General features: G+C 53.1%; 23 protein-coding genes. 15 read left to right on the top strand and 8 right to left on the bottom strand.

Translation table 11 applies throughout. From position 1 onward, the window contains the following. The first annotated feature begins 142 nt into the window (after positions 1-142). From ugpA to ugpQ, 4 genes are read left to right on the top strand one after another with little or no spacing between them, the layout of a single operon-like run. The gene (gene ugpA / locus J1781_RS04585; protein WP_129955177.1) at positions 143-1,030 is read left to right on the top strand and encodes a sn-glycerol-3-phosphate ABC transporter permease UgpA; all 888 of its coding nucleotides are present in this window, start codon (positions 143-145) and stop codon (positions 1,028-1,030) included. Further along, entirely contained in the window at positions 1,027-1,872 is an 846-nt protein-coding gene (gene ugpE / locus J1781_RS04590) for a sn-glycerol-3-phosphate ABC transporter permease UgpE (RefSeq protein WP_129955176.1), read from the top strand. Before ugpA ends, ugpE begins: the two co-directional genes overlap by 4 nt. A gap of 6 nt (positions 1,873-1,878) precedes the next feature. Continuing rightward, a complete protein-coding gene (locus J1781_RS04595; RefSeq protein WP_129992162.1) occupies positions 1,879-2,952 on the top strand; it encodes a sn-glycerol-3-phosphate import ATP-binding protein UgpC in 1,074 nt (357 codons plus the stop codon). 2 nt (positions 2,953-2,954) lie between these two features. Then, entirely contained in the window at positions 2,955-3,695 is a 741-nt protein-coding gene (gene ugpQ / locus J1781_RS04600) for a glycerophosphodiester phosphodiesterase (protein WP_217233263.1), read from the top strand. A gap of 56 nt (positions 3,696-3,751) precedes the next feature. On the opposite strand, the gene J1781_RS04605 is transcribed toward ugpQ, so the two are convergent. Next, a complete protein-coding gene (locus J1781_RS04605; RefSeq protein WP_015699075.1) occupies positions 3,752-4,054 on the bottom strand; it encodes a DUF2756 domain-containing protein in 303 nt (100 codons plus the stop codon). Between the two features lie 213 nt (positions 4,055-4,267). Here J1781_RS04605 and J1781_RS04610 point away from each other — a divergent pair, with 213 nt between their 5' ends. Then, positions 4,268-5,167, top strand: a complete 900-nt coding sequence (locus J1781_RS04610; protein WP_129955173.1) for a carboxylate/amino acid/amine transporter — start codon at positions 4,268-4,270, stop codon at positions 5,165-5,167. Here J1781_RS04610 and metR read toward each other — a convergent pair. Then, complete coding sequence (gene metR / locus J1781_RS04615; protein ID WP_129955172.1) at positions 5,073-6,008, bottom strand: HTH-type transcriptional regulator MetR; 936 nt, start codon at positions 6,006-6,008, stop codon at positions 5,073-5,075. The genes J1781_RS04610 and metR overlap by 95 nt on opposite strands. A 104-nt stretch (positions 6,009-6,112) precedes the next feature. On the opposite strand from metR, the gene metE reads away from it, so the two are divergent. After that, complete coding sequence (gene metE / locus J1781_RS04620; protein ID WP_217233264.1) at positions 6,113-8,392, top strand: 5-methyltetrahydropteroyltriglutamate--homocysteine S-methyltransferase; 2,280 nt, start codon at positions 6,113-6,115, stop codon at positions 8,390-8,392. A gap of 217 nt (positions 8,393-8,609) precedes the next feature. Here the strand turns inward: metE and J1781_RS04625 are convergent, their stop codons facing one another. The 5 genes from J1781_RS04625 to J1781_RS04645 are packed head-to-tail and all read right to left on the bottom strand — an operon-like array spanning position 8,610 to position 13,571. Further along, complete coding sequence (locus tag J1781_RS04625) at positions 8,610-8,954, bottom strand: PTS fructose-like transporter subunit IIB (protein ID WP_129955170.1); 345 nt, start codon at positions 8,952-8,954, stop codon at positions 8,610-8,612. A 23-nt stretch (positions 8,955-8,977) separates the two neighbouring features. After that, complete coding sequence (locus tag J1781_RS04630) at positions 8,978-9,865, bottom strand: [formate-C-acetyltransferase]-activating enzyme (RefSeq protein WP_217233265.1); 888 nt, start codon at positions 9,863-9,865, stop codon at positions 8,978-8,980. Continuing rightward, positions 9,831-12,128, bottom strand: coding sequence for a formate C-acetyltransferase (locus tag J1781_RS04635; protein ID WP_217220908.1), 2,298 nt, complete (start codon positions 12,126-12,128; stop codon positions 9,831-9,833). The genes J1781_RS04630 and J1781_RS04635 overlap by 35 nt, the downstream gene beginning before the upstream one ends. A 16-nt stretch (positions 12,129-12,144) precedes the next feature. Further along, positions 12,145-12,474: a PTS fructose-like transporter subunit IIB gene (locus tag J1781_RS04640; RefSeq protein WP_129955167.1), complete on the bottom strand. Its 330-nt coding sequence runs from the start codon at positions 12,472-12,474 to the stop codon at positions 12,145-12,147. A gap of 17 nt (positions 12,475-12,491) precedes the next feature. Next, the gene (locus J1781_RS04645) at positions 12,492-13,571 is read right to left on the bottom strand and encodes a PTS fructose transporter subunit EIIC (protein ID WP_129992166.1); all 1,080 of its coding nucleotides are present in this window, start codon (positions 13,569-13,571) and stop codon (positions 12,492-12,494) included. 365 nt (positions 13,572-13,936) lie between these two features. Between J1781_RS04645 and ptsP the strand changes: the two genes are divergently transcribed. Both ptsP and fsa read left to right on the top strand, forming a co-directional pair. Further along, a complete protein-coding gene (ptsP, locus tag J1781_RS04650; RefSeq protein ID WP_217233266.1) occupies positions 13,937-16,441 on the top strand; it encodes a phosphoenolpyruvate--protein phosphotransferase in 2,505 nt (834 codons plus the stop codon). A gap of 11 nt (positions 16,442-16,452) precedes the next feature. Further along, positions 16,453-17,115: a fructose-6-phosphate aldolase gene (fsa, locus tag J1781_RS04655; protein ID WP_217233267.1), complete on the top strand. Its 663-nt coding sequence runs from the start codon at positions 16,453-16,455 to the stop codon at positions 17,113-17,115. An 88-nt stretch (positions 17,116-17,203) separates the two neighbouring features. Here the strand turns inward: fsa and J1781_RS04660 are convergent, their stop codons facing one another. Further along, positions 17,204-18,031 carry a dienelactone hydrolase family protein gene (locus J1781_RS04660; protein WP_129992168.1) on the bottom strand — a complete coding sequence of 276 codons (828 nt, stop codon included), beginning with the start codon at positions 18,029-18,031 and terminating at the stop codon, positions 17,204-17,206. A gap of 173 nt (positions 18,032-18,204) precedes the next feature. On the opposite strand from J1781_RS04660, the gene katE reads away from it, so the two are divergent. The 7 genes from katE (at position 18,205) to ubiB (ending at position 26,999) form a co-directional block, all read left to right on the top strand. Continuing rightward, a complete protein-coding gene (gene katE / locus J1781_RS04665; protein ID WP_217137683.1) occupies positions 18,205-20,487 on the top strand; it encodes a catalase HPII in 2,283 nt (760 codons plus the stop codon). A gap of 225 nt (positions 20,488-20,712) precedes the next feature. After that, positions 20,713-21,474, top strand: a complete 762-nt coding sequence (gene udp, locus J1781_RS04670) for a uridine phosphorylase (RefSeq protein WP_129955161.1) — start codon at positions 20,713-20,715, stop codon at positions 21,472-21,474. A gap of 154 nt (positions 21,475-21,628) precedes the next feature. Further along, a complete protein-coding gene (locus J1781_RS04675) occupies positions 21,629-22,156 on the top strand; it encodes a DedA family protein (protein WP_013577438.1) in 528 nt (175 codons plus the stop codon). 157 nt (positions 22,157-22,313) lie between these two features. Next, a complete protein-coding gene (gene rmuC, locus J1781_RS04680; protein ID WP_217233268.1) occupies positions 22,314-23,882 on the top strand; it encodes a DNA recombination protein RmuC in 1,569 nt (522 codons plus the stop codon). Positions 23,883-23,993: 111 nt separating this feature from the next. Further along, positions 23,994-24,749: a bifunctional demethylmenaquinone methyltransferase/2-methoxy-6-polyprenyl-1,4-benzoquinol methylase UbiE gene (gene ubiE, locus J1781_RS04685; protein WP_129955159.1), complete on the top strand. Its 756-nt coding sequence runs from the start codon at positions 23,994-23,996 to the stop codon at positions 24,747-24,749. 13 nt (positions 24,750-24,762) lie between these two features. Then, positions 24,763-25,371: a ubiquinone biosynthesis protein UbiJ gene (ubiJ, locus tag J1781_RS04690; RefSeq protein WP_129955238.1), complete on the top strand. Its 609-nt coding sequence runs from the start codon at positions 24,763-24,765 to the stop codon at positions 25,369-25,371. Next, positions 25,368-26,999, top strand: a complete 1,632-nt coding sequence (gene ubiB / locus J1781_RS04695) for a ubiquinone biosynthesis regulatory protein kinase UbiB (protein WP_129955158.1) — start codon at positions 25,368-25,370, stop codon at positions 26,997-26,999. The genes ubiJ and ubiB overlap by 4 nt, the downstream gene beginning before the upstream one ends. Position 27,000 lies beyond the last annotated feature (1 nt).

Consider the following 27,000-nt stretch of genomic DNA (forward strand, 5'->3'; position numbering starts at 1 on the left):
TCCAGTTTTGCTCCCTCCCCAGTGAAGGGGAGGGTTGGGGTGGGGTATTAAAGACAACTCAGTCGTTTGCAAAACCCCCTCCCAACCTCCCCTTCGCAGGGGGAGGAGCTAAACCCGCCATCGCATCAACGAGTACACCATCATGAGTTCACACCGTCCCGGTTTTGGTTGCAGCTGGCTGCCCTACGCGCTGGTATTGCCACAGCTGCTGATCACCGCGATATTTTTCCTGTGGCCTGCAGGTCAGGCGCTGTGGTATTCGGTTCAGACGCTGGATCCGTTCGGCTTATCCAGTACGTTTGCCGGTCTGACTAACTTCATACAGCTGTTTCAGGACCCGTACTATCTCGATTCGTTTTATACCACGTTGAAATTCAGCTTTATGGTGGCGTTTATCGGGCTGGCCGTTTCGCTGTTTTTCGCGGCGCTGGTCGATCACGTTGTACGCGGCAGCCGGATTTATCAGACGCTGATGATCCTGCCATACGCCGTTGCGCCTGCCGTGGCAGCCGTATTGTGGATGTTCCTGTTCAGCCCCGGCCTCGGTCTGATCACCCATTTCTTAGGCTCGATGGGCTATAACTGGAACCACGCGCAAAACAGCGGTCAGGCGATGTTTCTGGTGGTGCTGGCATCGGTCTGGAAGCAAATCAGTTACAACTTCCTGTTCTTCCTGGCGGCATTGCAGTCGATCCCCAAATCTCTGGTGGAGGCGGCGGCTATCGATGGTGCGGGTCCGGTTCGCCGGTTCTTCCATCTGGTGTTGCCGCTGATTTCGCCGGTCAGTTTCTTCCTGCTGGTGGTCAATCTGGTCTACGCCTTCTTTGATACCTTCCCGGTGATTGATGCCGCGACGGCCGGTGGCCCGGTACAGGCGACAACTACCCTGATTTACAAAGTGTATCGCGAAGGTTTCTCCGGTCTGGACTTGTCCAGTTCTGCCGCGCAGTCCGTGATTCTGATGTTGCTGGTTTGCGGCCTGACGTTCATTCAGTTCCGCTTTGTCGAGCGTAAGGTGCGTTACCAATGATTGAAAACCGCAGAGGGCTGGATATTTTCAGCCACATCATGCTGCTGCTCGGCGTGCTGGTGATCCTCTTTCCGCTGTATGTCGCGTTTGTGGCGGCATCTCTGGATAACAAACAAATTTTTGACGTGCCGATGACGCTGATCCCAGGCACGCATTTATGGGAAAACATCAGCATCATCTGGACGCAGGGCGCGGGCAACAGCAGTCCGGCATTCGGGCGGATGCTGTTCAACAGCTTCATCATGGCGATGGTGATCACCATCGGTAAGATTTCGGTATCCATGTTGTCGGCCTACGCGATTGTCTATTTTCGTTTTCCGCTGCGTAATCTGTTCTTCTGGCTGATTTTTATGACGCTGATGTTGCCGGTGGAAGTGCGTATTTTCCCGACCGTGCAGGTGATCGCCAATCTGCATATGCTCGACAGCTACACCGGACTGACGTTGCCGATGATGGCGTCTGCGACCGCGACCTTCCTGTTCCGTCAGTTCTTTATGACCTTGCCGGATGAGCTGCTGGAAGCGGCGCGTATCGACGGTGCTGGCGCGATGCGCTTCTTCTGGGACATCGTTTTGCCGCTGTCAAAAACCAACCTTGCAGCGCTGTTCGTCATCACCTTCATCTATGGCTGGAACCAGTATTTGTGGCCGATCCTGATCACCAATGATGCCTCGATGGGCACGGCGGTGGCGGGAATTAAAAGCATGATTTCTTCCGGCGACGGCTCGACCCAATGGAATCAGGTGATGGCGGCCATGATCCTGACCTTATTGCCACCGCTGGCGGTGGTGCTCCTGATGCAGCGCTGGTTTGTGCGCGGCCTGGTAGACAGTGAGAAGTAAACTGAAATGGCAAATTTGAAATTACAGGCAGTGACCAAATCCTACGACGGCAAAAACCAGATTATCCAGAGCATTGACCTGGACGTCGCTGACGGCGAATTCATCGTGATGGTCGGTCCTTCCGGCTGCGGAAAATCCACCCTGCTGCGTATGGTTGCCGGGCTGGAGCGCACCACCTCCGGTGATATTTATATCAACGACCAGCGCGTCACCGAACTGGAACCGAAAGACCGCGGCATCGCGATGGTATTTCAGAACTACGCGCTGTATCCGCACATGACCGTGTTCGACAACATGGCATATGGCCTGAAAATTCGTGGCTTCGGCAAGGCGCAGATCCTCGACCGCGTCGAAGAGGCGGCGCGTATCCTGGAACTCGGCCCGCTGCTCAAACGCAAACCGCGTGAGCTTTCCGGTGGCCAGCGTCAGCGTGTGGCGATGGGCCGCGCTATCGTGCGTGAACCGGCGGTATTCCTGTTCGACGAACCGCTGTCCAACCTCGATGCCAAACTGCGGGTGCAGATGCGCCTCGAACTGCAACAGCTTCACCGCCGTCTGCGCACCACCAGTTTGTATGTCACGCACGATCAGGTCGAAGCCATGACGCTGGCTGAGCGTGTGATCGTGATGAACAAAGGCATTGCCGAACAAATCGGTACACCCTCCGAAGTTTACCGCCGACCGGCAAGTCTGTTTGTCGCCAGTTTTATCGGTTCGCCAGCCATGAATTTATTACCGGGCCAGCTGACTACGGATGGATTATCGCTGGTAATGGAAGGCGGATTTGAATTGCCGCTGCCGGTTCCGCGCCCTGAATGGGGCGGACGTGAACTGACGGTGGGCATCCGTCCTGAACATATTCATCTGACTGATGATACTCAGAAGGGGATCCCGATGGTGCTGAATACGCTGGAACTGCTGGGCGCGGATAATCTGGCGCACGGCAAGCTGGCGGGCAGCGGCGTTGTTGTCCGTTTGTCGCATGAAGTGTTCCCGACAGCCGGATCGCTGTTGCGCTTGGATTTCCCGGCGAAAGCGTTACACTTTTTCGATACTCACAGCGGATTACGGATGGAATGAACATGAAAGCCTGGCCCTATCCACGTATTGTGGCACACCGCGGTGGTGGCGCACTGGCACCGGAAAATACGCTGGCAGCCATCGACACAGGCGCAAAATACGGTCACACCATGATCGAATTTGACGCCAAACTGGCGCAGGGTGGAGAGATCTTCCTGCTGCATGACGATACGCTGCAACGTACCAGCAACGGCTGGGGTGTTGCGGGGGATTTGCCGTGGGAAAAACTGGCCCAGCTTGATGCGGGTGACTGGTACAGCGCCACATTTAAAGGCGAGAAATTGCCGCTGCTGGCGCAGGTAGCCGAACGCTGCGCATACCATCACATGATGGTAAATATCGAGATCAAACCGACCACCGGAACTGATGAGAAAACCGGCACTGACATTGCGCTGGCTGCCCGTGAATTGTGGAAAGATCAGGCCGTTCCGCCGCTGCTTTCCTCGTTTGAATTCGACGCGCTGGTGGCTGCCAAAAAAGCCGCACCGGAATTGCCTCGCGGCTTACTGATCGACGAATGGTACGAAAACTGGAAAGCACTGACCGGTGAACTGGAGTGCGTTTCCCTGCATCTTAACCATAAATTACTGAACGAAGAACGCGTCAGAGCGATTAAAGACGCCGGGTTGCGTATTCTGGTGTACACGGTGAATAGCCCGGAACGCGCCCGCGAATTACTGCGCTGGGGCGTGGACTGTATCTGTACGGATAAGATTGATGTGATCGGGCCCGATTTTGCCTAGAACCTGGTGTTAAAATCCGGCATCAGGCGTGGTGTTCACCACGCCTGAACTGCGGGTTAAGGCGTCTGGTTCAATTTCTGATTCAGCGTCTGATTATTCTGCTGGATCTGCAACCGTTGCTGATTGCTTTGGATTTGTGACTTCAGTTTGAGTTGCTGTTGCTGCTGGCTGTTACGTAAATCCTGCTCCTGCTGGCGTTTTTGCATCTGCTGATTGTTTTGCTGTTGCTGCTGCATGCGTTGTTGCGACGGATTGGTCAGCAGCGGATCGTTAGGATTCGGCACCTTTTCGGCGGCGCTGGCGGTCTGAACGGCAAACAGCAATGGCAGCGCGGCAAGCATTCCATACAAACATTTCATCAGGTCATCCTCCATTTCCGGTCATAGGTTAAGTGTATGCCATCCCGGCGGCAGACGTGTGATTTGAGCGCACGATTCCCTCAAAGCGTGGCACGGCTCTCGTTTGCTCAATAATTAAACAAACGTAAACCATCTTCGTACTTCGCGGTTTCCCCCATTCCGTTACAATCGTGCATCTTTCACTTTTTCTCTGACAAACAGGGCGTAGCTGCCGTGCCTTTACTCATCATTACCACCATTTTGTGGGCCTTTTCCTTCAGCCTGATTGGCGTGTATCTGGCCGGACAGGTCGACAGCGTGTTTTCCGTATTAGTCCGTTTAGGGCTGGCGGCGCTGGTTTTTCTGCCTTTCCTGCGCTGGAAAGGCCATCAGCTCACCACCATTTTGCTGTATATGGCGGTGGGGGCGATGCAGCTCGGTATCATGTATCTCATCAGTTTTGAGGCCTACCTGTATCTGTCGGTACCGGAATTCCTGTTGTTTACGGTAATGACGCCGCTGTATGTCACGCTGATTTATGACCTGATCAGCGGACGGAAAATCCGCATGGGCTATGCGCTCAGTGCACTGCTGGCGGTGGCCGGTGCAGCGATTATCCGTTACGACCATATCAGCGAACATTTCATCATCGGTTTGCTGCTGGTGCAGGCGGCGAATATCTGTTTTGCCATCGGGCAGGTGGGGTACAAGCGTCTGATGGAAACCCGTCCGGTGCCGCAACATACGGCGTTTTCCTGGTTTTATCTGGGGGCGTTGCTTTGCGCAGTGGTGGCGTGGTTCCTGTGGGGGAATCCGCAAAAACTGCCGACCACCCATCTGCAATGGGGGATTCTGGTGTGGCTGGGGATCGGGGCTTCCGGGCTGGGATACTTTATGTGGAACTACGGGGCAACGCAGGTTGATGCGGGAACGCTTGGGATTATGAACAACTTTCACGTCCCGGCAGGGCTGCTGGTTAACCTGGCAATCTGGCAACAGCAGCCGCACTGGCCGAGTTTTATCACAGGTGCCGCTGTGATTATGTCCTCACTGTGGGTACACCGGCGTTGGGTCGTGCCGCGTCGCGAACAAACGGCAGATGATCGCACGCGTGCTGCCGGGCCGAACGAATAAACGCTTCCGTCACAGGCTGACGCTGTTCGCCGTCACGCACGGCGGCGTACAGACGGCTCCATAAGCCTTCGCCCAGGGTTTTGGTGACAACCAGACCCTGGCGCTCAAAACTCTCCACTACCCAGTGCGGTAACGCTGCAATCCCCATCCTCGCCGACACCATCTGAATCAATAACAATGTGTTATCGACACTTTTCAGTGACGGGCTGATACCTGCCGGTTGCAGGAAATGTCGCCAGATATCCAGACGCTGGCGTTGCACCGGATAAATCATCAGCGTTTCAGTGCTCAGATCTTCCGGCGTGATGACCGCTTTGCCTGCCAGCGGATGATCCGGTGCCAGCACCAGACGCACTTCAAAATCAAACATCGGAGAATAGTGCAAACCGCTACGCGGCAGGATGTCGGAGGTTAATACGATGTCCAGCTCGCCCTGTTGCAGTGCGGGCTGCGGGTCGAATGTCACGCCGGATTTGAAATCCATTACTACTTGTGGCCAGTTCTGATGGAAATTATCCAGTGCGGGCGTTAACCACTGAATACAGCTGTGACATTCAATCGCGATACGCAGCGAAGTCTGATGTGGCTCATTGCATGCCTGCAATGCCTGCTGAATTTGTGGCAGCACCTGTTCTGCCAGATTGAGCATGATTTCACCCTGCGGGGTAAAACGCAGGGGCTGACTTTTTCGCACGAACAATCTGAAACCGAGGCGTTGCTCAAGGTCACTGAACTGGTGCGACAGGGCCGATTGGGTCTGATGAAGCTGCGAGGCGGCTGCGGCCAGTGACCCGGTGTTGCGCAGTGCTTGCAACGTTCGCAGGTGTTTCAGTTCGATCATGAGTGTCCTTCACTTTGTCATGAATAATTTGCGCTTGTGGAATATACACTACCTGCGGATTATGGATGTGTAAACATCTGGATGGCTAAACAGGACTTAAAAAGATGACGATACTGAATCACACTCTGGGTTTTCCACGCGTTGGTCTGCGTCGTGAACTTAAAAAAGCACAAGAAAGCTACTGGGCGGGTAATGCCACGCAGGAAGAATTGCTGGCAACCGGTCGCGAATTGCGAGCCCGTCACTGGAAACAACAAGCTGAAGCCGGCGTGGATTGGGTCCCGGTGGGCGATTTTGCCTGGTACGATCACGTACTGACCACCAGTCTGCTGCTGGGTAACGTGCCTGCACGTCACCAGAATGACGACGGCTCTGTTGACCTCGACACTTTATTCCGTCTTGGCCGCGGCCGTGCACCGACCGGTAAACCGGCTGCCGCAGCGGAAATGACCAAATGGTTTAACACCAACTACCACTATATGGTGCCGGAGTTCGTGAAAGGTCAGAAATTCAAACTGACCTGGACACAACTGCTGGAAGAAGTGGATGAAGCGCTGGCGCTCGGTCACAAAGTGAAACCGGTTCTGCTTGGCCCGCTGACCTATCTCTGGCTCGGCAAAGTGAAAGGCGAACAGTTTGACCGTCTTTCCCTGCTCAACGACATCCTGCCTGTATATCAGCAGGTGCTGGCTGAACTGGCAAAACGCGACATCGAATGGGTGCAGATTGACGAACCGGCTCTGGTGCTGGAACTGCCTCAGGAATGGCTAAATGCTTACAAACCGGCTTATACCGCCCTGCAACAGAATAAAATTAAACTGCTGCTGACCACCTATTTCGACAGCGTCGGACATAATCTCGACACCCTCCGGGCCCTGCCGGTTCAGGGGCTGCACATTGATGCCGTTGCCGGTCATGATGATCTGGAAACCGTCATCAACGCGCTGCCAAAAGAGTGGCTGATTTCTCTGGGTGTCATCAATGGTCGTAACGTCTGGCGGGCGGATCTCAGCACCTGGTTTGAACGTCTCAAGCCACTGGTTGAAGGCCGTAACGTCTGGATTGGCAGTTCCTGTTCATTGCTGCACAGCCCGATCGACTTAAACGTTGAAAGCCGTCTGGATGATGAAGTGAAAAGCTGGTTCGCCTTCGCCCTGCAAAAATGTGCCGAACTGGCATTGCTGACATCTGCCCTGAACAATCCCACCGCGCAGGCACAACAGAAACTGGCTGAATACAGTGCGCCAATCCGTGCCCGTCGCGAATCAGCCCGCGTAAATAACGCTGCTGTGGGGAGACGTGTGGCTGCAATCACGGCTACGGATATTGAACGTCAGCACGTTTATACCGAACGTGCCAAAGCACAGCGTGCCCGTTTCAACCTGCCGGCATGGCCGACGACGACCATCGGTTCATTCCCGCAAACCACTGAAATCCGTGGTCTGCGCCTGGACTTTAAACAAGGTCGTCTTGATAAGAGCAAATATCGTACCGGTATCAGTGAGCACATCCGGCAAGCCATCAAAGAACAGGAGCGTCTGGATATCGACGTACTGGTTCACGGCGAAGCGGAACGTAATGACATGGTGGAATACTTCGGCGAACACCTGGATGGTTTTGTGTTCACGCAAAACGGCTGGGTACAGAGCTACGGCTCACGTTGTGTGAAACCACCGGTCATTATCGGCGACGTCAGCCGTCCGGAAGCGATCACCGTTGAGTGGGCGAAGTACGCACAGTCTCTGACCGAAAAACCGGTGAAAGGCATGCTGACCGGCCCGATTACCATTCTCTGCTGGTCATTCCCGCGTGAAGATGTCAGCCGCGAAACTATCGCCAAACAAATCGCGCTGGCATTGCGCGACGAAGTGGAAGATCTGGAAAAGGCCGGTATCGGCATCATCCAGATTGACGAACCGGCACTGCGTGAAGGCCTGCCATTGCGCCAGTCTGAATGGAATGCCTACCTGCGCTGGGCGGTGGATGCGTTCAAACTGAATGCCGCGATTGCCAGAGATGACACGCAGATCCACACCCACATGTGTTATTGCGAGTTCAACGACATCATGGATTCCATTGCCGCGCTGGATGCCGATGTGATCACAATCGAAACCTCACGCTCCGATATGGATTTACTGGAGTCGTTTAAAGATTTCGAATACCCGAATGAAATCGGTCCGGGTGTTTACGACATTCATTCGCCAAACGTACCAAGCGTTGAATGGATTGAAGATCTGCTGCGTAAAGCCGCAGACCGTATTCCGGCCGAACGCCTGTGGGTCAATCCGGACTGCGGCCTGAAAACCCGTGGCTGGCCGGAAACCCGTGAGTCGCTGGAAAACATGGTGAAAGCGGCCAAGCGTCTGCGTGCTGAGAAAATCTGAGTGAACGCTGACTAGATTTACGTTGTGGTGTTGCTGAAACGTTTGGGGCACTCCGGTGCCTCTTTTTTATGGGGGTCTTCTTTGGCCTGTTAGCTGAGTCACGCAGGGGTAAAAGGGTTGCTGAGCCATGCCCCGGTTCAGGAAAAATACCGGGCGCTCTGCGTCGGCATACCGGCGGCAATACCGTAGTCAGTTGGAAAACAGGGCATCGTCACCATCAGGGTAGAATAATTTTCGTTCCCTGAGGCGAGGAGGCGAGTTTCTTTACCGCTGCCATCACTTTCTCCGGCGTACGTAAAAAGGTGTGAATTCCGGTCTGGACGCATCGGTTATGTGCAAACCGGTCGCTGTTTTCCAGCTGAATTTCAGTGATTAACAGGACAACATCGGCCTGAGCAATGTCGGTTTGTGACAGGGCATTTTCGATGCCCAGTGCACCTTGCGTTTCGACTTTCACCGGCCATTTTTCCTGCAGGCACAGTTTTTCCAGCTTTTCTGCCGCCATATAAGTATGCGCCACGCCACTGATACAGGCGGTTACGGCGACCAGTTTGAGCGACATAATATTTCCCCTGTTTAAAAAGTTTATCCACCGAGCGTCACGTTATAACCGTATTTTTCGGCCATCGTATAAAACGGCGCAACAGTGGCGTCATCCGGCACCTTTATCTTATGCATTGAATACGGTTTATCCAGTAACGGATATTTTGCTTCGCCGTATTTATGGAAAGGCAGCAGATGGATTTCAGTTAAGTTGAAGGGTCGCAGAAAATCCAGAATTTGTTGCATATTTTCAATCGTTAACGTGAAGCCGGGGATCAGCGGTACGCGGGGGATCAACTTAACGCCGCGCCGCGCCAGCGCCGTAAAATTTTGCCGTACTCTCGACTGGTTCATATTCAGAACCGATCTTGCATGAGTAGGATCCATTATCTTGAAGTCATACAACACCTGATCGCAGTGATCGGTGAGCGACAGCAGGTGATCCAGCGGCGCATCGCCCGCCGTTTCGATCGCCGTCGTTATACCTAATGCCTGTAGCTGCCTGAGCAACTCACCGGCAAACTCGTGCTGCATCAGTACTTCGCCGCCGGAAAGCGTGATACCACCGCCTGATGAGCGGAAAAATACCTCATCTTTGAGCAGGCGCGTCATTAACTCCGGCAGCGTGATGTCTTCACCGACATATTCCATTGCACCGCTCGGGCATTCGTTCGGATCCTGCAGGCAGGTGCGGCAGTTCAGGCATTTTGCCTGACGTTTGATGATCTGAATGCGCGGCGACATCGATTCAGGGTTGGCGCACCACGGGCAGCGATGCGGACAGCCTTTGAAGAAAACCAGGGTACGAATACCCTGACCATCATTGAGTGAAAAACGCTGAATATTGAAGATACGCGCGTGTCTTTCCGCGGCCTCCCTGACGGGGATCTGCCCGTCAGAGCTGATGTGCGGTGCGGCCGATAATGTCATCCTGGATCTCCTTTGACAGCTCAACAAAAAACGCGCTGTATCCCGCTACCCTGACGACCAGCCCTGCGAAATCCTGCGGGCGTTTTTGCGCTTCGCGAAGCTGCTCAGCATTCACCACGTTGAACTGTACATGCTGCAACTTCAGGCGGGTGAACGCGCAGAGGAAATCGGCCAGTTTATTCAGCCCCTGCCTGCCTTCAAGCGTTGATGGCGTGAATTTCACATTCAGCAGTGTGCCATTGGAGAGCAGTGTGTTGTCGAGTTTACTGACGGATTTCAGTACCGCTGTCGGTCCCTGATGGTCCTGTCCCCTCATCGGTGAAAGGCCGCCATCTGCCAGTTGTTCACCGGCAAAACGACCATCTGGCGTTGCGCCGACCACTGCGCCCAGCGGTACATGCGCGGAAACCGTATACGAGCCTGGCGTAAACTGACCGCCACGTGGATTGCGAAACTGCTCGACTTGTTTGCAGTAGAAACGCAGCAAATCGGCACTGATCAGATCGACCTCATCAATGTCATTACCGTACTTCTCAAAGCGGTTGATCAGACGGGCACGAATGGCGAGCCCTTCTTCGCCGGCAAAATTCCCTTTCAGAGAAGCCAGTAATTCATCAAAGGTCAGACGTTGCTGATCAAATACCATGCCTTTCAGCGCATGCAGGGAATCACTGAGGTTAGCGATACCGATGCCCTGAACACCGGAAAAGTTGTAACGTGCGCCGCCAGCGGTAATGTCTTTACCGCTGTCCAGACAACCTTCAATAAACGAAGACAGCAGCGGAACCGGTGCCCAGTCGCGGTGGCCGATATCACAGATGTTGCTGCCTTGCGCCATCAGTCTGACGTAATGGCTGATTTTCCGGCGGATCTGTTCCACCAGTTCTGGATAAGTGATCGCCGGGTTGCCCTCGTTCTCATACAGCGCCAGTTCCATGACCTTTAACAGGTTAAACATGGCGATATCGTGCAGGCCGTAGGTTTTTCCGGGGATCGACAGTTCGACGCAGCCCACGACAGCATAATCCCGCGCATCTTCGAGGCGTACGCCACGGTTAAGAAACGCCGGAACCACCACTTCATCATTGAATATTTGCGGAATACCGGTACCGAGACGGATCGTTTCAGCGGTTTTCAGCAGAAACTGACGGTCGATCAGTTCATTGACCCGTACGCCAAGGTTAGGCTGTGGCAGGCAAATGCTCTGATACGCGTCCAGACACAGAAACGACAGCACATTGATGGCACTACGTCCGGCGTCGGTCAGGCCGCCGAGCAAAATGGTATAACCCGTCGGGAAGCCGGCGAAGTAACGAGCGCTGGACATCGAACGCAGCAGCACGATGTCATTGCACTTTATCCACAGGCTTTCCAGCAACTCTTTAAGGAACGCCGGTGATTCACCGTGCGAAAGGGAATACTGATAGAACGGCAACATGTACAGATCGAAGCGCCCGAGCGATAACGAGCTGGCATTGGATTCGATTTGTAAAATGATATTCATGTACCAGAACAGCTGGCAGGCCTGATAGAAATCCTGCGGTTTATTGACTGAAATATGACGCGAAATGCGGGCAATACGCATCAGCTCCTGTTTTCGCGAGGCATCCTGACAGGCTTCTGCTAACCCTTCTGCCAGCGCGGCGTAGCGCAAAATATGCCGCTGTGCTGCCTGTAGCGTAATCAGCGCTGCCTGATAAAAGGTATTATCCGGCGCGCCGGCGACGCGCTGCTGAAGTTCTGAAACGACGTTATCCAGGCCAGAATTCAGTAACCGGGGATAATCAATAATGATATGCCCCTGGCCTTTGTCTGTCTGGTTGATACTGAATATCTGCATTTTGGTGGCAGCGGTGACATCTTCCGGCATCTGACTGTTGATGAAATCTTTCATCGAACGCGATTCCCAGTAAGGGAAAAGCTGTGTGCGGTAAATCTGTTTATCCTGCTCCGAAATGTTAAAGCGGTCCTGTGGACGGGCTGAAAACCCATCCAGTTCTTCCAGCAACCAGTAGGGGTCCATTTCAGGAGAGATGATCCCCGCACGCGGTTTGACCGTACGGTTACCGGCAATCAACTCGCCTTCACGCAGGGCAATCTCAACGTTATCCAGAATATGTGCCGTGGCCTTTGCGCGGCGCAGAAGCGTAGGTTCGCCTTCTGTGCTGCGGTGACTTTCGGTATACAGCAGGGCACGTTCCAGCGAAATTTCACGCGGGCTGGCGAAAAGTGCGGCTTTAAGACGTTCTGTGCGGGAAGTCATCTCATTCTCCCTGGCGTCAATCCGTGATGGCAGCGTTGGCGAGATGTGCTGCGATTTTTTCCATGATGGCATCTGCCCGTTTTACGGCATCACTGATGGCCACACGCACCGTGACTTTACCTCTGAAGCGCTCTTCCTGTTTGATGCCAATGTCTTTCGTCAGGATCACGATGTCTGCCGCCGCCACATCTTCCGGCGTCAGTTCGTTTTCCAGGCCGATTGAACCCTGCGTTTCAACTTTGCATTCCCAGCCTTTAGCTTTTGCCGCGCGTTCAATCGCTTCAGCCGCCATATAGGTATGAGCAACACCGGACGGGCACGCGGTTACAGCAATAATGTGAGTCATGATGTTTTCCTTTGGGTTCAGTTAATTTCGAAGTCCAGATCAAGTTCTGATTCCTGACGCGTTTTTGCCGACTGCTTTTTGGCGGCCAGATATTTCAGCGTGTTGACGCACAGTGCCGTGACAACCATGCCGACCAGCAATGCACCGATATACCCCAGTTTTCCCTGTACAACCGGCAACACAATCAGTCCGCCCCAGCCGGCATAGCATTGAGCGCCAACCAGAGCTGCTGTCACCGCCGCACACACTGAACCAGCCATGATGGCAGGAATGACACGCAGCGGGTCAGAGGCGGCAAAAGGAATAGCACCTTCGGTGATGCCGACGCAGCCCATCAGCATGGCGGCTTTGCCCGCTTCGCGCTCTTCAGTGGAATAATATTTACGGCCAATCAGCGTGGCGAAACCCAGTCCCAGAGGCGGTGTTGCGATAGCCACGGCGGCAATGGCCACCACGGTATACACACCCTGTGCCACGCAAATCAGCATGAAAGCGTAGGCAACTTTATTCACCGGCCCGCCCATGTCGAAGGCCAGCATCAACCCCATAATGATGGCAAGCACAATAATGCTGCCCTGCTGCATGCCTTGCAGCCAGTGAGTCAGGGAGGTGGTCAGCAGACCAACCGGTTCGCCCAGTCCCCACATCATGACCCCTGCTGTCAGCAGCGTGCCGATAATCGGGATCACGAAGATCGGCATCACCGAGCGCAGGATCTTCGGTACGCGGATCTTTTTAAGATAGAAGACGATAATGCCACCCAGCAGGCCAGCGATGATCGCGCCAAAAAATCCTGCACCGAATGACGCACCGACCCAGGCACCGATGGCAGCAGGAGCCAGCGCGGAACGATCCGAGATGGAATAGCCGATATAAGCCGCCAGAAAAGGCACCATCAGGGTTAAACCAGCGACACCGATATCAAACAGCTTTTTCAGGTTCGGATCGGTTGCCGCATCCGGTACGGCACCTTTGCCATACAACATCACGGAGACCGCCAGCAAAATGCCGCCTGCGACCACAAATGGGATCATATGAGACACGCCAGTCATCAGATGCTGGCGGGTATTTTTTAGAATAGTGATCAAGTCTTTCATGATGAACTCCACGAAAACCGGTGCCGGGCTAAAAATCGCAAATATCAGGGTTTCATTTCAAAACCGCAGATACAGAAAGGCTATCGACCACAACAATAGGCCGCTGCTGATAACGCTAATAGTGGACAAATTTGTGTTTTACTGGACTTTTGTAATGTCCTGCCAAAAATGCGAGCAGGTTCAAATAAGCCGAAATAAAGCGAGGTTTGTGCGCTCGTTTGCTGTGTGAGCTGCTTCGCAAAAAATGACAGATATTACATTTATCCAGTGTTTGTCATTTTTGTCTGGTAGCTATTGGATCCGCCTGACTCTTATTCTGCAAAGAGCCGGTGCATTACACCGGAATTTGGGATGAGGATTCAGAAATGAGTAAGACGTTGAGCTTCACCTGCATGTTAGTCAATGGGGTTCATGCCCGGCCAGCCAGCCATATTGAAACGTTGTGCAATGGCTTCGGGTCTGCGTTTCAGTGGCATAATGGGCGCACTGACCGCGTTGCCGATGGTAAAAGTGTTCTTTCACTGATTGGTGCCGATATTCTGTTTAATGATGAATGCCTGGTCACCATAGAAGGGAATGACGAAGACGCCGCGTACAGGGCGCTGGCTCATTTCATTGAATACCAACTCCCTCATTGTGATGAAGCCCTGCCTGAGCATGATGAAAGCGCGGAACTTGAGCCGCTTCCTGAATCCCTGAGCCATCTTTCTCCGTTGGTTTTCCGCGCCCGTTCAGTCAGTGAAGGGTGCGCGTCCGGAAAACTGGTCAGCCTTTCTGATGTGAACCTGGCAACATTCAGGGACTTACCCGCGTCTCAGGGGAAAGATAAAGAACAAAGCCTGCTTTGCCGCGGGCTGGCTGGATTGGAAAAATCTCTCAATTTACAATTGATGGCGGGCAGCGGGACGATGACTGCGGTGCTGGAATCACACCTTTCTTTGCTGCGTGATAACAGCCTGCGCGAAGCTTTGCTGAGCCGTGTGGCACAAGACCGGAGCTGTGCACAAAGTATTGTGGACACCGCAGCATATTTCAGCTCGCAACTCGCACAATCGTCCAGTGCTTATTTGCGTGAACGCGAACTGGATATTCGTGATGTCAGCTTCCGGCTTTTACAGCAAATCTATGGTGAGGAACGCTTTCCTTCCCAACAGGCACTGAGCGAAGCGAGTATTTGTCTGGCCGATGAACTGACGCCGAGCCAGTTTCTCGAACTGGATAAAACCCATCTGAAAGGTCTGCTGCTCGGCAGCGGAGGCAGTACGTCACATACCGTGATCCTCGCCCGATCATTCAATATACCCACTCTCGTCGGTGTGGATCCGCAACCACTTCTGGCTTATTTACAGCAGGATGTGCTGATCGACGGCGATCTCGGTCTGATTGCCTGTGCACTCAGCGAACCGGTACGTCGTTATTATTGTCAGGAACAGGCAGTGCAACAGGCGCTGCGCGGACAGCAAAGCGAATATCTCGATAAACCCGGGTACACGGCAGACGGAGTGCGTCTTGAAGTGGCGGCCAATATCGCTCATTCGGTTGAAGCCAGCGCGGCATTTGATCATGGCGCTGAAGCGATCGGGCTGTTCCGTACGGAAATGTTGTATATGGACCGCGCCAGCGCCCCTTCCGAAGATGAGCTGTACAATATTTATTGTCAGGCGACGGAGGCAGCCCGGGGCAAAACTATCATTGTCCGCACGATGGATATCGGGGGAGATAAGCCGGTTCATTATCTGAACATTCCTGCCGAAAACAACCCGTTCCTCGGTTATCGCGCCGTGCGTATTTATCAGGAATTTCTGCCGTTATTTCATACGCAGTTGCGTTCGATCCTGCGCGCCTCGGCGCACGGGTCGCTGAAAATCATGATCCCGATGATCTCTTCCATGGAGGAGATCTTATGGGTGAGAGAGAAGCTGGCGGAAGCCAAACAGTCGCTGCGCAGCGAGCAAGTGCCGTTTGATGAAAAAATTCAGTTGGGGATCATGCTGGAAGTGCCGTCGGTGATGTTCATCATCGATCAATGCTGTGAAGAGATTGATTTCTTTAGCATCGGCAGCAATGACCTGACGCAATATCTGCTGGCGGTCGATCGTGATAATACGAAAGTGACCCGCCATTACAACAGCCTGAATCCGGCCTTTCTGCGCGGGCTCGATCATGTTGTGCGCGAGGTGCATCGTCACGGTAAATGGATTGGTTTATGCGGTGAGCTGGGCGCGAAAGGCTCGGTGTTGCCGCTACTGGTTGGAATGGGGCTTGATGAAATTAGCATGAGTGCGCCGTCAGTTCCGGTGACCAAAGCGCGTCTGGCAAAACTCGACAGCCGCGAATGCCGCCTGTTGCTTAACCGCGCCATGCAGTGCCGGACGTCGCTGGAAGTCGAACACCTGCTGGCGCAGTTCAGGATGACGTTTAACGATGCTCCGCTGATTACGACGGAATGTGTGACGCTTAATGCCGACTGGCGCAGCAAAGAAGAAGTGATTAAAGGTATGGTGGATAACCTGATGCTGGCAGGGCGTTGCCGTTATCCGCGCAAACTCGCCGCTGATGTCTGGGCGCGGGAAGCCGTATTTTCCACCGGTCTCGGGTTTGGTTTTGCGATACCGCACACCAAATCAGAGCACATTGAGCAATCGACCATCAGCGTCGCGAAACTTCCGCAACCGGTGCAGTGGGGTGATGAACAAGCACAATTTGTGATCATGCTGACCCTCAATAAACATGCCGCAGGCGACCAGCATATGCGGATTTTCTCAAGGCTGGCGCGACGGATTATGCATGACAGTTTCCGCGACGCACTGATGCATTCGGCCACGGCAGCACAGATTGAAACGTTGCTCAAACAAGAGCTTGAACTCTGACAGGAGAGGGTATGGAACTTTATCTGGATACTGCTGATATCAGCGCAGTAAAACGTTTATCCCGGATTTTGCCGTTGCAGGGCGTGACCACGAACCCGAGCATTGTGGCTAAATCGCAAACTTCCCTGTGGGAGGTTTTGCCCGCGCTTCGTGATGCATTAGGAGGAGAAGGGAAACTGTTTGCGCAGGTACTGGCAAATCAAACTGAGCAGATAGTTGAAGAAGCTGAATTATTGTATTCCCGCGTGCCAGGGCTTGTGGTCAAAGTGCCGGTAACCGCTGCCGGGTTGGCAGCGATTAAGACGCTGCGTATTCGTAAAATTCCAACCCTGGGAACCGCTGTGTATGGTGCGGGGCAAGGGTTACTATCGGCACTGGCCGGGGCCGAATATGTCGCGCCTTATGTTAACCGGCTGGATGCCCAGGGGGGTGATGGCATTGCGATGGTGACCGAGTTGCAGCAATTGCTTACCCTGCATGTACCGCATGCCAAAGTGCTGGCCGCCAGTTTTAAAACGCCGCGCCAGGTTCTGGCCTGTCTGCTGGCAGGCTGTCAATCGGTCACGATCCCTGTCGATGTCGCGGAGCAATTGATCAGTGCGCCCGCCGTACAGGCGGCTGTCGATAAATTTGAACAAGACTGGCAAGGTGCTTTCGGGCAACTTTCACTTTAATCGGCTAACGTTGCGTAAAAAGCCCGGCAGGAAAACCTGTCGGGCCTTTGTCATTCTGGTCAGTATCCTTTTACTTTACGCCTTACTTTTACTTAACTCCGTACTGCGCAAAGAAAGCCAGCATGCGTTGCCAGCCATCGGCAGCGGCTTCAGCATGGTAACTCGGGCGATAATCGGCGTTAAACGCGTGACCCGCTTCGGGATATACCACGATTTCCGCTGTGGCATTGGCTGCGCGAATGGCCTGTCGCATGGTTTCAATGGTATCCAGAGGAATGCTCGAATCTTCCCCGCCATACAAACCCAGCACCGGTGCATCCAGTGCCGCTGCGCGGTCAACCGGTTGGAACGGGCTGGTTAGCGTTTTATCACCGACCAGTTTACCGTACCAGGCTACGCCCGCTTTCAGTTGCGGATTGTGCGCCGCATACAGCCAGGTGATGCGCCCGCCCCAGCAGAAACCGGTGATACCTAATTTTGAAATATCCCCGCCATGCTGTGATGCCCAGTGTGCAGTATGATCGAGATCGGAAAGCACTTGCTGGTCCGGCACTTTGCTGACCAGTTTGGCAAACAGCTCACTGATTTCGGTGTAATCACGCGGGTCACCCTGACGGAAATATAACTCCGGCGCGATGGCCATATACCCCTGCTTCGCCAGCCGGCGGCAGATATCCTGAATGTGTTCATGTACACCAAAAATCTCCTGCACGACCAGCACGATCGGTAATTTACCGGTGAACTGTTCAGGACGGGCGAGATAGGCGGGCATATCTTCGCCCTGTGAGGGAATGGTGGTCTGGCCTGCGTGCAGCCCGTCGGTGTCGGTATGTATGGTGGTGCTGGCGACGGGCGTGACGGCAGGAGCAAAGCTGGTCGGAGCCTGTTTCAGGGTAAGCAATTCTTCTTTTTTCATCGGGTGTCTCCAGGCAAGTGTCCATACGGAAATCTGTGGCTATGGATTAAAACTATAGCCGGAAAGCATGAACAGCAAGGCGCAAGAGATGTTCTATAGTTAAAAGTTAATCAGGAAAGTCATCACGGAAGATTCACAGAACACCCGAAACTTTTGCCGAGGAGCTATGTTCAATGTCCAAATCACCCTCTAAAGTCACCAAGAAAAGTGAGTTAAAACCGGTAAGCCGCGCCCCCGCCACGGGCATTGAGTCTTCGCAGCCAGGCCTGGGGGATCTTGCCCCCGCGGATCGTGCTTATCAGCCTTCAGCACAACCTACACCGCCAGGAAAAGAACCGACAGCTTCCGGTAGCGCCAGGAGTCCGAAAAATAGCAATACCAAACTTGATGCATTAGAACACCACCGCAAAAATGGAGAAAAACAGCCGCTGACCACCAATCAGGGCACCAAAATTGCCGATGACCAGAATTCGCTGAAAGCCGGAAGCCGCGGTCCGACACTGCTTGAAGATTTCATCCTGCGCGAAAAAATCACTCACTTTGACCATGAGCGCATCCCGGAACGTATTGTTCATGCGCGCGGTGCGGCAGCGCACGGTTATTTTCAGCCATACCGCAATATGAAAGATGTCACCAAAGCCAGTTTCCTTTCAGACCCCGAAAAGAAAACCCCGGTTTTTGTACGATTTTCTACTGTTCAGGGGTCCCGCGGCTCGGCAGATACCGTACGTGATATCCGCGGCTGGGCGACCAAATTTTATACGGATGAAGGGATTTACGATCTGGTGGGTAACAATACGCCGGTGTTCTTTATTCAGGATGCACATAAATTCCCTGACTTTGTCCACGCGGTCAAACCTGAACCGCATAATGAAATCCCGCAAGGCGCGAGTGCGCATGATTCCTTCTGGGATTACGTTTCTCTGCAACCGGAAACGCTGCATAACGTTTTCTGGGCGATGTCTGACCGCGGCATTCCGCGCAGTTACCGCACGATGGAAGGTTTCGGCATTCATACGTTCCGCTTTGTGAATGCCGAAGGGAAAGCCACTTTTGTCCGTTTCCACTGGAAACCGGTGGCCGGAAAAGCGTCTCTGTTATGGGATGAAGCACAGAAACTGGCGGGGAAAGACGCGGATTTTCACCGCCGTGATTTGTGGGAAGCCATCGAAGCCGGAGATTATCCGGAATACGAACTGGGGGTTCAGTTGATCCCGGAAGAAGACGAGTTCAAATTTGATTTCGACTTGCTCGACCCGACTAAACTCATTCCCGAAAAACTGGTGCCCGTAGAACTGATCGGCAAAATGGTGCTTAACCGTAACCCCGATAATTTCTTTGCTGAAACCGAGCAAGCCGCGTTCCATCCCGGACATATTGTGCCGGGCATAGATTTTACCAATGATCCGTTGTTACAGGGGCGTTTGTTCTCTTACACCGATACGCAAATCAGCCGTCTTGGCGGGCCAAATTTCCATGAAATTCCGATCAACCGGCCGACATGTCCTTTCCATAACTTCCAGCGTGACGGTATGCACCGCCAGGATATTGATACCAATCCGGCAAACTACGAGCCGAATTCCATCAACAATAACTGGCCAAGGGAAACGCCTCCGGCAGCATCCGGCGGCGGCTTTGAAAGTTATCCTGAGCGTATTGGTGCAGAAAAAATTCGTCAGCGCAGCCCGTCATTTGCCGAATATTATGCCCATCCGCGCCTGTTCTGGCTGAGCCAGACAGCGGCGGAGCAGGATCATATTATCGGGGCCTTCTCATTTGAATTATCGAAAGTGGCGCGGCCTTATATCCGCGAGCGGGTGGTGGATCTGTTGGCGCATGTTGATCAGACGCTGGCGCAAAAAGTGGCGAAGAATCTGGGTATTACCCTTTCCGCAGATACTCTGAATATCAAACCGCCGAAGCCGGTGAATGGCCTGAAAAATGATCCGTCGCTGAGTTTGTATGCCAGCGGTAAAGGCACGCTCAAAGGACGTCAGGTGGCAATATTATTGGGGGAGGGCGTGAAAGCGGCAGATGTTCTGGAAACGTTGCAGGCGCTTCAGGTCGCAGGCGTCCATCCTAAACTGCTGGCCAGTCATTTAGGCAATGTAACTGCCGATGATGGCTCCACGTTGCCGGTTGATGCAACCTTTGCCGGGGCGCCTTCCATCACCGTGGATGCGGTGATTGTTCCGCACGGACATATCGATGCACTGCTCATGAACGGCGATGCGCGGCATTACGTGCTCGAAGCCTACAAGCACCTGAAAGTTGTAGGCCTAAGTGGCGATGCACGCCGCTTCAAATCACTGCTGGGGTTGACGGATGACGTGCCGGAAGAGGGCGTTGTCGAAGGTGAAAAAGCGGAGGGAGCATTACTGAAAACGTTCCTGAAAGAAATGCTCAAACACCGGATCTGGTCACGCAGTGCGTTGGCAGAGGCTGTGCCTGCCTGATTTGCTGTAGCTGAAAAGCAGGCAACCTCCGGTAACGGAGATTGCCTGTTCAGGTTTCCGTGAAATGCACCTTTATTTTGTGATGAGTGTCACAAAATAAATGTATGCGCAATTCAAGTTGTTACATCATAGTGACGACCGTCACGAAATAACGCCACAATGTTGAGTACAGTTGCCGGGTGTTCCTCCTGCCAATAAATGACCTTACACACCGAGGAGTTTGTTATGTCTCAGCCCGAAGTTTTCCATCTTGGCCTGGCCAAAAAAGATTTAAACGGCGCGTCGCTGGCGATTGTTCCCGGCGATCCTGAGCGCGTAGAAAAAATTGCCAAACTGATGGAGAACCCGGTTCGTCTGGCCTCCCACCGCGAATTTACCTCATGGCGTGCTGAGCTTGATGGCAAATCTGTGATTGTTTGCTCAACCGGTATCGGCGGGCCTTCTACCTCCATCGCAGTGGAAGAACTGGCACAGCTGGGGATCCGTACTTTCCTGCGTGTCGGCACAACGGGTGCGATCCAACCACATATCAATGTCGGTGACGTGCTGGTCACGACCGCTGCCGTTCGTCTTGATGGCGCGAGCCTGCACTTTGCGCCGATGGAATTCCCTGCGGTAGCCGATTTTGCCTGCACTACCGCGCTGGTTGCGGCGGCAGAAGCCGTGGGAGCCGCGACACACATTGGCGTTACTGCATCTTCTGACACGTTCTATCCGGGTCAGGAACGTTATGACACTTACTCCGGCCGTGTTGTCCGTCGCTTCAAAGAATCGATGAAAGAATGGCAGGAAATGGGCGTCATGAACTACGAAATGGAATCCGCGACTCTGCTGACCATGTGTGCAAGCCAGGGGCTGCGCGCCGGGATGGTTGCCGGTGTTATCGTGAACCGCACGCAGCAGGAAATCCCTAATGCGGAAACCATGAAAAAGACCGAAAGCCATGCAGTGAAGATTGTTGTCGAAGCGGCCCGCAGACTGCTTTAGTCCCTGTAAAACTAAAACAACCACATCTTATCAACGGGCCTCTGACGGCCCGTTTTTTTGCTCTGTTAAGCAGATCTGTTAAGGTCATGTTAGTAATCCATCTGGAATAATTGATGTATTCCCTTCCGGATCTCTGACACAAGGAACTGCATTTTTGACTGTTCACGACCTTCTTGAGTACACCACTACCTTCATTCGTGCCCATCAGGTGTGGGCTGCGCCGATCGTTTTTTTTCTGGCCTTTGGTGAATCGCTGGCATTCCTTTCCCTGCTGCTTCCGGCAACGTTTATCTTGTTGGGGCTCGGTGCGCTGATTGGCGAAACCGGCATACCGTTCTGGCCCATCTGGGCAGCCGCCGCTGCGGGGGCTTTCCTGGGCGACTGGCTTTCTTACTGGATTGGTGCCCGTTATCAGGATCGTGTTGGCAATTTCTGGCCTTTCTCCCGTCATCCGCAAATGTTGGTTCGGGGGCATGCTTTCTTTGAAAAATGGGGCATGCCGGGGGCCTTTATCGGCCGCTTTTTTGGCCCGCTTCGCGCCGTTGTGCCACTGGTTGCTGGCATCTGCGGTATGCCGCAAAAGTATTTCCAGATTGCGAATGTGACTTCGGCACTTATCTGGGCTTTCGGCATTCTGGCACCCGGTGCGTTTGGCATTCAGTGGCTGAGCCGCTGGTTTTAAATCCTGCCCTCTGTCGTTGCCCGTCGCAAGGGGGCAAATACAGAGAAATTCCTTTTTGGAAGACGTCTCGCAAAGGTTCAATGCAACAGAAAATAGACTGGACATCCATACAGCCTGACATTACCTTGGCCGCAAGAGACTTGAAGAGGGAAATCACGTGGATATCAGCATTCTGACTGCCCTGGGGGCAGGGTTAATTGGCTTACTCTTAGGATGGCTGATTGCCAGTTTGCGCCAACAGCAACAACAGACGGAGTATGAAACGCAACGCCGTTTGCTGGAACAATCGCTGGAACAGCTTAAAACGGAAAATGATACGCACAAAATCGAGCGGCAATCAGGCCAGCAGCAACTGCGTGAAGCTGAACTTGAGCTGCGAAAACTGCACAGTCTGCAGGCGGCCAGCCAGGAAAAATTACAACTTCTTGTCCACTGGCAAAACGAGTGTGACCAACTCAATCAGGAACTGCGTGCGCAGCGGGAAATCAACAGTGCGCAGGAAGCTGAGTTGCGTGAGGTTTCGACCCGTCTGGACGAAACCCGCATGGCGGCTGAAGAAAAGCAGCGTCTGCTGATTAACAGCGAACAGCGCCTGAGCAGCCAGTTTGAAAACCTGGCTAACCGGATTTTCGAACAAAATGGCCGTCGTGCCGATGAACAGAACAAGCAAAGTCTCGATAAGTTACTGCTGCCGTTGCGTGAGCAACTGGATGGTTTCCGCCGCCAGGTGCAGGACAGCTTCGGGCAGGAAGCCCGTGAGCGACATACGCTGGCGCATGAGATCCGCAATTTACAGCAACTGAATGTGGAGATGGCACGCGAAGCCGTCAACCTGACTAAAGCTCTGAAAGGTGATAATAAAACGCAGGGCAACTGGGGTGAAGTGGTTCTGAGTCGCGTGCTCGAGGCTTCCGGTTTACGCGAAGGGCATGAATACCAGACGCAGGTCAGCGTGCAGGTGGATAGCAACAGCCGGATGCAACCTGATGTGGTCGTACGGTTACCGCAGAATAAAGACGTGGTGATTGACGCCAAAATGACGCTGGTTGCGTATGAGCGTTATTTCAACAGTGAGGATGACAGCGAGCGGGAAGCGGCACTCAATGAACATATAGCCTCAGTGCGCGGACATATCCGCCTGCTCGGGCGCAAAGATTACCAGCAACTTCCCGGTCTGCGCAGCCTCGATTATGTGCTGATGTTTATCCCCGTTGAGCCTGCTTTTCTGTTGGCTATCGACCGGGAGCCCGAATTGATCAGCGAAGCGCTTCGCCACAATATTATGTTGGTCAGCCCGACGACCTTGCTGGTGGCGCTACGAACGATCAGCAACTTGTGGCGCTATGAGCATCAGAGTCAGAACGCCAAACGTATCGCCGATCGCGCGGCCCGTCTTTACGACAAACTGCGACTGTTTGTGGATGACATGGAGTCGATGGGACAAAGTCTCGACAAAGCGCAGGGAAGTTATCGATCCGCGATGAATAAACTCTCGCAAGGCCGTGGTAATCTTATCGGGCAGGTGGAAAGTTTTCGCGCGCTGGGTGTTGAAGTTAAACGACCTATCAGTCCCTCTCTGGCTGAAATAGCGAAAGCGGAAAACGAACCTGAAGACACCGCATCTCTGCCCGATACCTCTGATGCGGAAGAAGAACAGACGCTGAACCCGGGTGAGTTAACCGCTCACGAGCAGGCATTGCTCTCAGAGGGGCCGCATCGTGTGTGATTCAATGCGTGAATCTTCGCAATATGTTGAATCACCATCGGTGATGGGGCTTTCGAACGGGTTCTGATACACTTCTCCCCAAGAGTTCGACTGAAAAAGCAGGCATAAATAATGGAAAAGCAGACGCCGGAAACCACCCATTTTGGTTTTCGTACAGTAGCCAAAGATGAAAAACAGGAAATGGTGGCAGAAGTCTTCCATTCCGTTGCGGCAAAATATGATTTGATGAATGACCTGATGTCTTTTGGTATTCATCGCATCTGGAAACGCTTCACAATTGATTGCAGCGGTGTCCGTCAGGGACAACGTGTGCTGGATCTGGCCGGTGGTACGGGCGATCTGACCGCAAAATTCTCCCGTCTGGTGGGTGAGAAAGGCGAAGTCGTTCTGGCGGATATCAACGATTCCATGTTGAAGATGGGGCGCGAAAAGCTGCGCAATCTCGGCATCGTTGGCAACGTCAGTTACGTTCAGGCGAATGCCGAGGCCCTGCCGTTCCCGGACAATTATTTTGACTGCATCACCATCTCTTTCGGTCTGCGTAATGTGACTGAAAAAGAGAAGGCGCTGCGCTCCATGTTCCGTGTCCTCAAGCCGGGCGGCCGTCTGCTGGTATTAGAATTCTCCAAACCGGTGTTCAAACCGCTGAGCAAAGCTTATGACACCTATTCCTTCCATATTTTACCGCGTATAGGTGAACTGGTTGCGCATGATGCGGAAAGCTATCGTTATCTGGCTGAATCAATTCGTATGCATCCGGATCAGGAAACACTGAAAGGAATGATGGCAGACGCAGGTTTTGAAAATGTGACTTATCACAACCTGACTGGCGGCATCGTGGCGTTACATCGGGGTTTCAAATTCTGATATGAGTATGCCGATGTTGTTAACGCCGTTACTGACTGCCGCTATCGAGACGCCGCTTAATTACCTGCTTTTCAGAGATCGCAGCATGAAGGCGGCACGGACACGTCTGGCCGGCAAAGTTCTGCGTGTCGAATTGCAGGAACTGAGTACACCCCTGACGTTTGTATTCAGTGAACACAAAATTGATGTGCTCGGACAATGGGATGGGGCGGCGGATTGCACTGTCACCTCGAAACTGTCAGTGCTGCATAAGTTACGTGATCGCCAGCAGTTGTCGCCAATGATGCGTAGTGGCGGGCTGGTGGTTGATGGTGATATCGCCGTGGTTCAGCAATTTTCTGCATTGCTGGATATGGCGGAAATTGAGCCTGCTGAGTTTCTGGCTCCCTATATCGGTGATATTGCGGCACAGGGCGTGAGCCAGGCTGTGCAGGGGGCTTTCAGCTTTCTGCAAAAAGGGCTGAAACATCAGCAGAGCTATGTAGCGCAAACGCTGACGGAAGAGTGGAAAATGGCACCCGGTCCGCTGGAAGTTGTCTGGTTTAGTGATGAGGTTTCCGCACTGGTGGGCGAACTGGATGCGCTGGATAAACGAATCAAAAAACTGGAGGATAAACCGTGACGCCTAGGGAAATGCGACGTTTATATCTGATTATCCGCATGTTTCTGATCTACGGCCTTGACGAACTGATCCCTAAAATCCGCTTAACGTTACCGCTGAGAATGGGGCGTTATCTTTTTTTCTGGTTACCTCATCGTCATAAAGAAAAACCGTTGGGTGAGCGCATGCGTCTGGCACTGGAACAACTTGGACCGGTATGGATCAAGTTCGGTCAGATGATGTCGACACGCCGCGATCTTTTCCCTCCGCAAATTGCCGATCAACTGGCTTTGCTCCAGGACCATGTTCCGCCGTTTGATGGCGCAAAAGCCCGTCAGCAAATTAATGCTGCGCTGGGTGGCCCGCTGGAAACCTGGTTTGATGAGTTCGACCAGACACCGCTGGCATCTGCGTCGATTGCTCAGGTGCATACAGCGATCCTGAAAGAAAACGGCAAACCAGTGGTGCTCAAAGTTATCCGCCCGGATATTTTACCGACCATTGTTGCGGACATCCGTTTGATGTCGCGTCTTGCTGGCTGGTTGCCGATTCTGTTGCCAGATGGCCGCCGTTTGCGTCCGCGTGAAGTGGTGCGCGAGTATGAAAAAACGCTGCTTGATGAACTGAATCTGTTACGTGAAGCTGCGAATGCCATTCAGCTTCGTCGTAACTTTGAAGGGAGCCCGATGCTGTATGTGCCGGAAGTTTATCCGGATTATTGCAGCGAACAACTGATGGTGATGGAACGTATTTATGGGATCCCTGTTTCTGATATTGAGGCGCTGAAAAAGCAGGGCACCAATATGAAATTGCTGGCGGAGCGCGGTGTGCAGGTCTTCTTCACTCAGGTTTTCCGCGACAGTTTCTTTCATGCCGATATGCATCCGGGCAATATTTTTGTGAGCTACGAAACGCCGGAAGATCCTTGCTACATAGGCATTGATTGCGGCATAGTTGGTTCGCTCAACAAGGAAGACAAACGCTATCTGGCGGAGAATTTCATCGCGTTCTTTAATCGCGATTACCGCAAAGTGGCGGAGTTGCATGTCGATTCCGGCTGGGTCCCGCGTGATACCAACGTTGAAGAATTCGAATTTGCGATCCGGACAGTGTGTGAACCGATTTTTGAGAAACCGCTGGCGGATATTTCCTTCGGTAACGTATTGTTAAATCTGTTTAATACGGCTCGCCGTTTTAATATGGAAGTCCAGCCTCAGCTGGTGTTGCTGCAAAAGACACTGTTGTATGTCGAAGGCCTCGGGCGTCAGCTTTATCCTCAACTGGATTTGTGGACAACGGCGAAACCTTTCCTCGAAAGCTGGGTTCGTGATCAGGTTGGCCTGCCAGCGATGATCCGTGCACTGAAAGAGCGTGCGCCGTTCTGGATTGAGAAAATGCCTGAACTGCCAGATTTGGTTTATCAGAGCCTGCAGCAGCACAAGCTGTTGCAATACAACATTGAGAAACTTTCCTCCCAGATTCATAACCAGAGTTCCCGTCAGGGACAGTCTCGTTATTTGTTGGGAATGGGTGCGACGCTGTTGTTGAGCGGAACCCTTTTACTGTTAGGCGGCGTTAAGGTTTACCCCGCTTGCCTGATGGCGGCAGGTGTTGTTTCATGGTTAATCGGATGGAAACGCGCCAGCTAAA

This window comes from Rahnella perminowiae (assembly GCF_019049695.1).
Classification (GTDB): domain Bacteria; phylum Pseudomonadota; class Gammaproteobacteria; order Enterobacterales; family Enterobacteriaceae; genus Rahnella; species Rahnella perminowiae.

Coding starts and splice junctions, on each gene's coding strand:
- ugpA (WP_129955177.1), top strand. CDS start 143: ATGAGTTCACACCGTCCCGGTTTTGGTTGCAGCTGGCTGCCCTACGCG.
- ugpE (WP_129955176.1), top strand. CDS start 1,027: ATGATTGAAAACCGCAGAGGGCTGGATATTTTCAGCCACATCATGCTG.
- J1781_RS04595 (WP_129992162.1), top strand. CDS start 1,879: ATGGCAAATTTGAAATTACAGGCAGTGACCAAATCCTACGACGGCAAA.
- ugpQ (WP_217233263.1), top strand. CDS start 2,955: ATGAAAGCCTGGCCCTATCCACGTATTGTGGCACACCGCGGTGGTGGC.
- J1781_RS04605 (WP_015699075.1), bottom strand. CDS start 4,054: ATGAAATGTTTGTATGGAATGCTTGCCGCGCTGCCATTGCTGTTTGCC.
- metR (WP_129955172.1), bottom strand. CDS start 6,008: ATGATCGAACTGAAACACCTGCGAACGTTGCAAGCACTGCGCAACACC.
- metE (WP_217233264.1), top strand. CDS start 6,113: ATGACGATACTGAATCACACTCTGGGTTTTCCACGCGTTGGTCTGCGT.
- J1781_RS04625 (WP_129955170.1), bottom strand. CDS start 8,954: ATGTCGCTCAAACTGGTCGCCGTAACCGCCTGTATCAGTGGCGTGGCG.
- J1781_RS04630 (WP_217233265.1), bottom strand. CDS start 9,865: ATGACATTATCGGCCGCACCGCACATCAGCTCTGACGGGCAGATCCCC.
- J1781_RS04635 (WP_217220908.1), bottom strand. CDS start 12,128: ATGACTTCCCGCACAGAACGTCTTAAAGCCGCACTTTTCGCCAGCCCG.
- J1781_RS04640 (WP_129955167.1), bottom strand. CDS start 12,474: ATGACTCACATTATTGCTGTAACCGCGTGCCCGTCCGGTGTTGCTCAT.
- J1781_RS04645 (WP_129992166.1), bottom strand. CDS start 13,571: ATGAAAGACTTGATCACTATTCTAAAAAATACCCGCCAGCATCTGATG.
- ptsP (WP_217233266.1), top strand. CDS start 13,937: ATGAGTAAGACGTTGAGCTTCACCTGCATGTTAGTCAATGGGGTTCAT.
- fsa (WP_217233267.1), top strand. CDS start 16,453: ATGGAACTTTATCTGGATACTGCTGATATCAGCGCAGTAAAACGTTTA.
- J1781_RS04660 (WP_129992168.1), bottom strand. CDS start 18,031: ATGAAAAAAGAAGAATTGCTTACCCTGAAACAGGCTCCGACCAGCTTT.
- katE (WP_217137683.1), top strand. CDS start 18,205: ATGTCCAAATCACCCTCTAAAGTCACCAAGAAAAGTGAGTTAAAACCG.
- udp (WP_129955161.1), top strand. CDS start 20,713: ATGTCTCAGCCCGAAGTTTTCCATCTTGGCCTGGCCAAAAAAGATTTA.
- ubiE (WP_129955159.1), top strand. CDS start 23,994: ATGGAAAAGCAGACGCCGGAAACCACCCATTTTGGTTTTCGTACAGTA.
- ubiJ (WP_129955238.1), top strand. CDS start 24,763: ATGTTGTTAACGCCGTTACTGACTGCCGCTATCGAGACGCCGCTTAAT.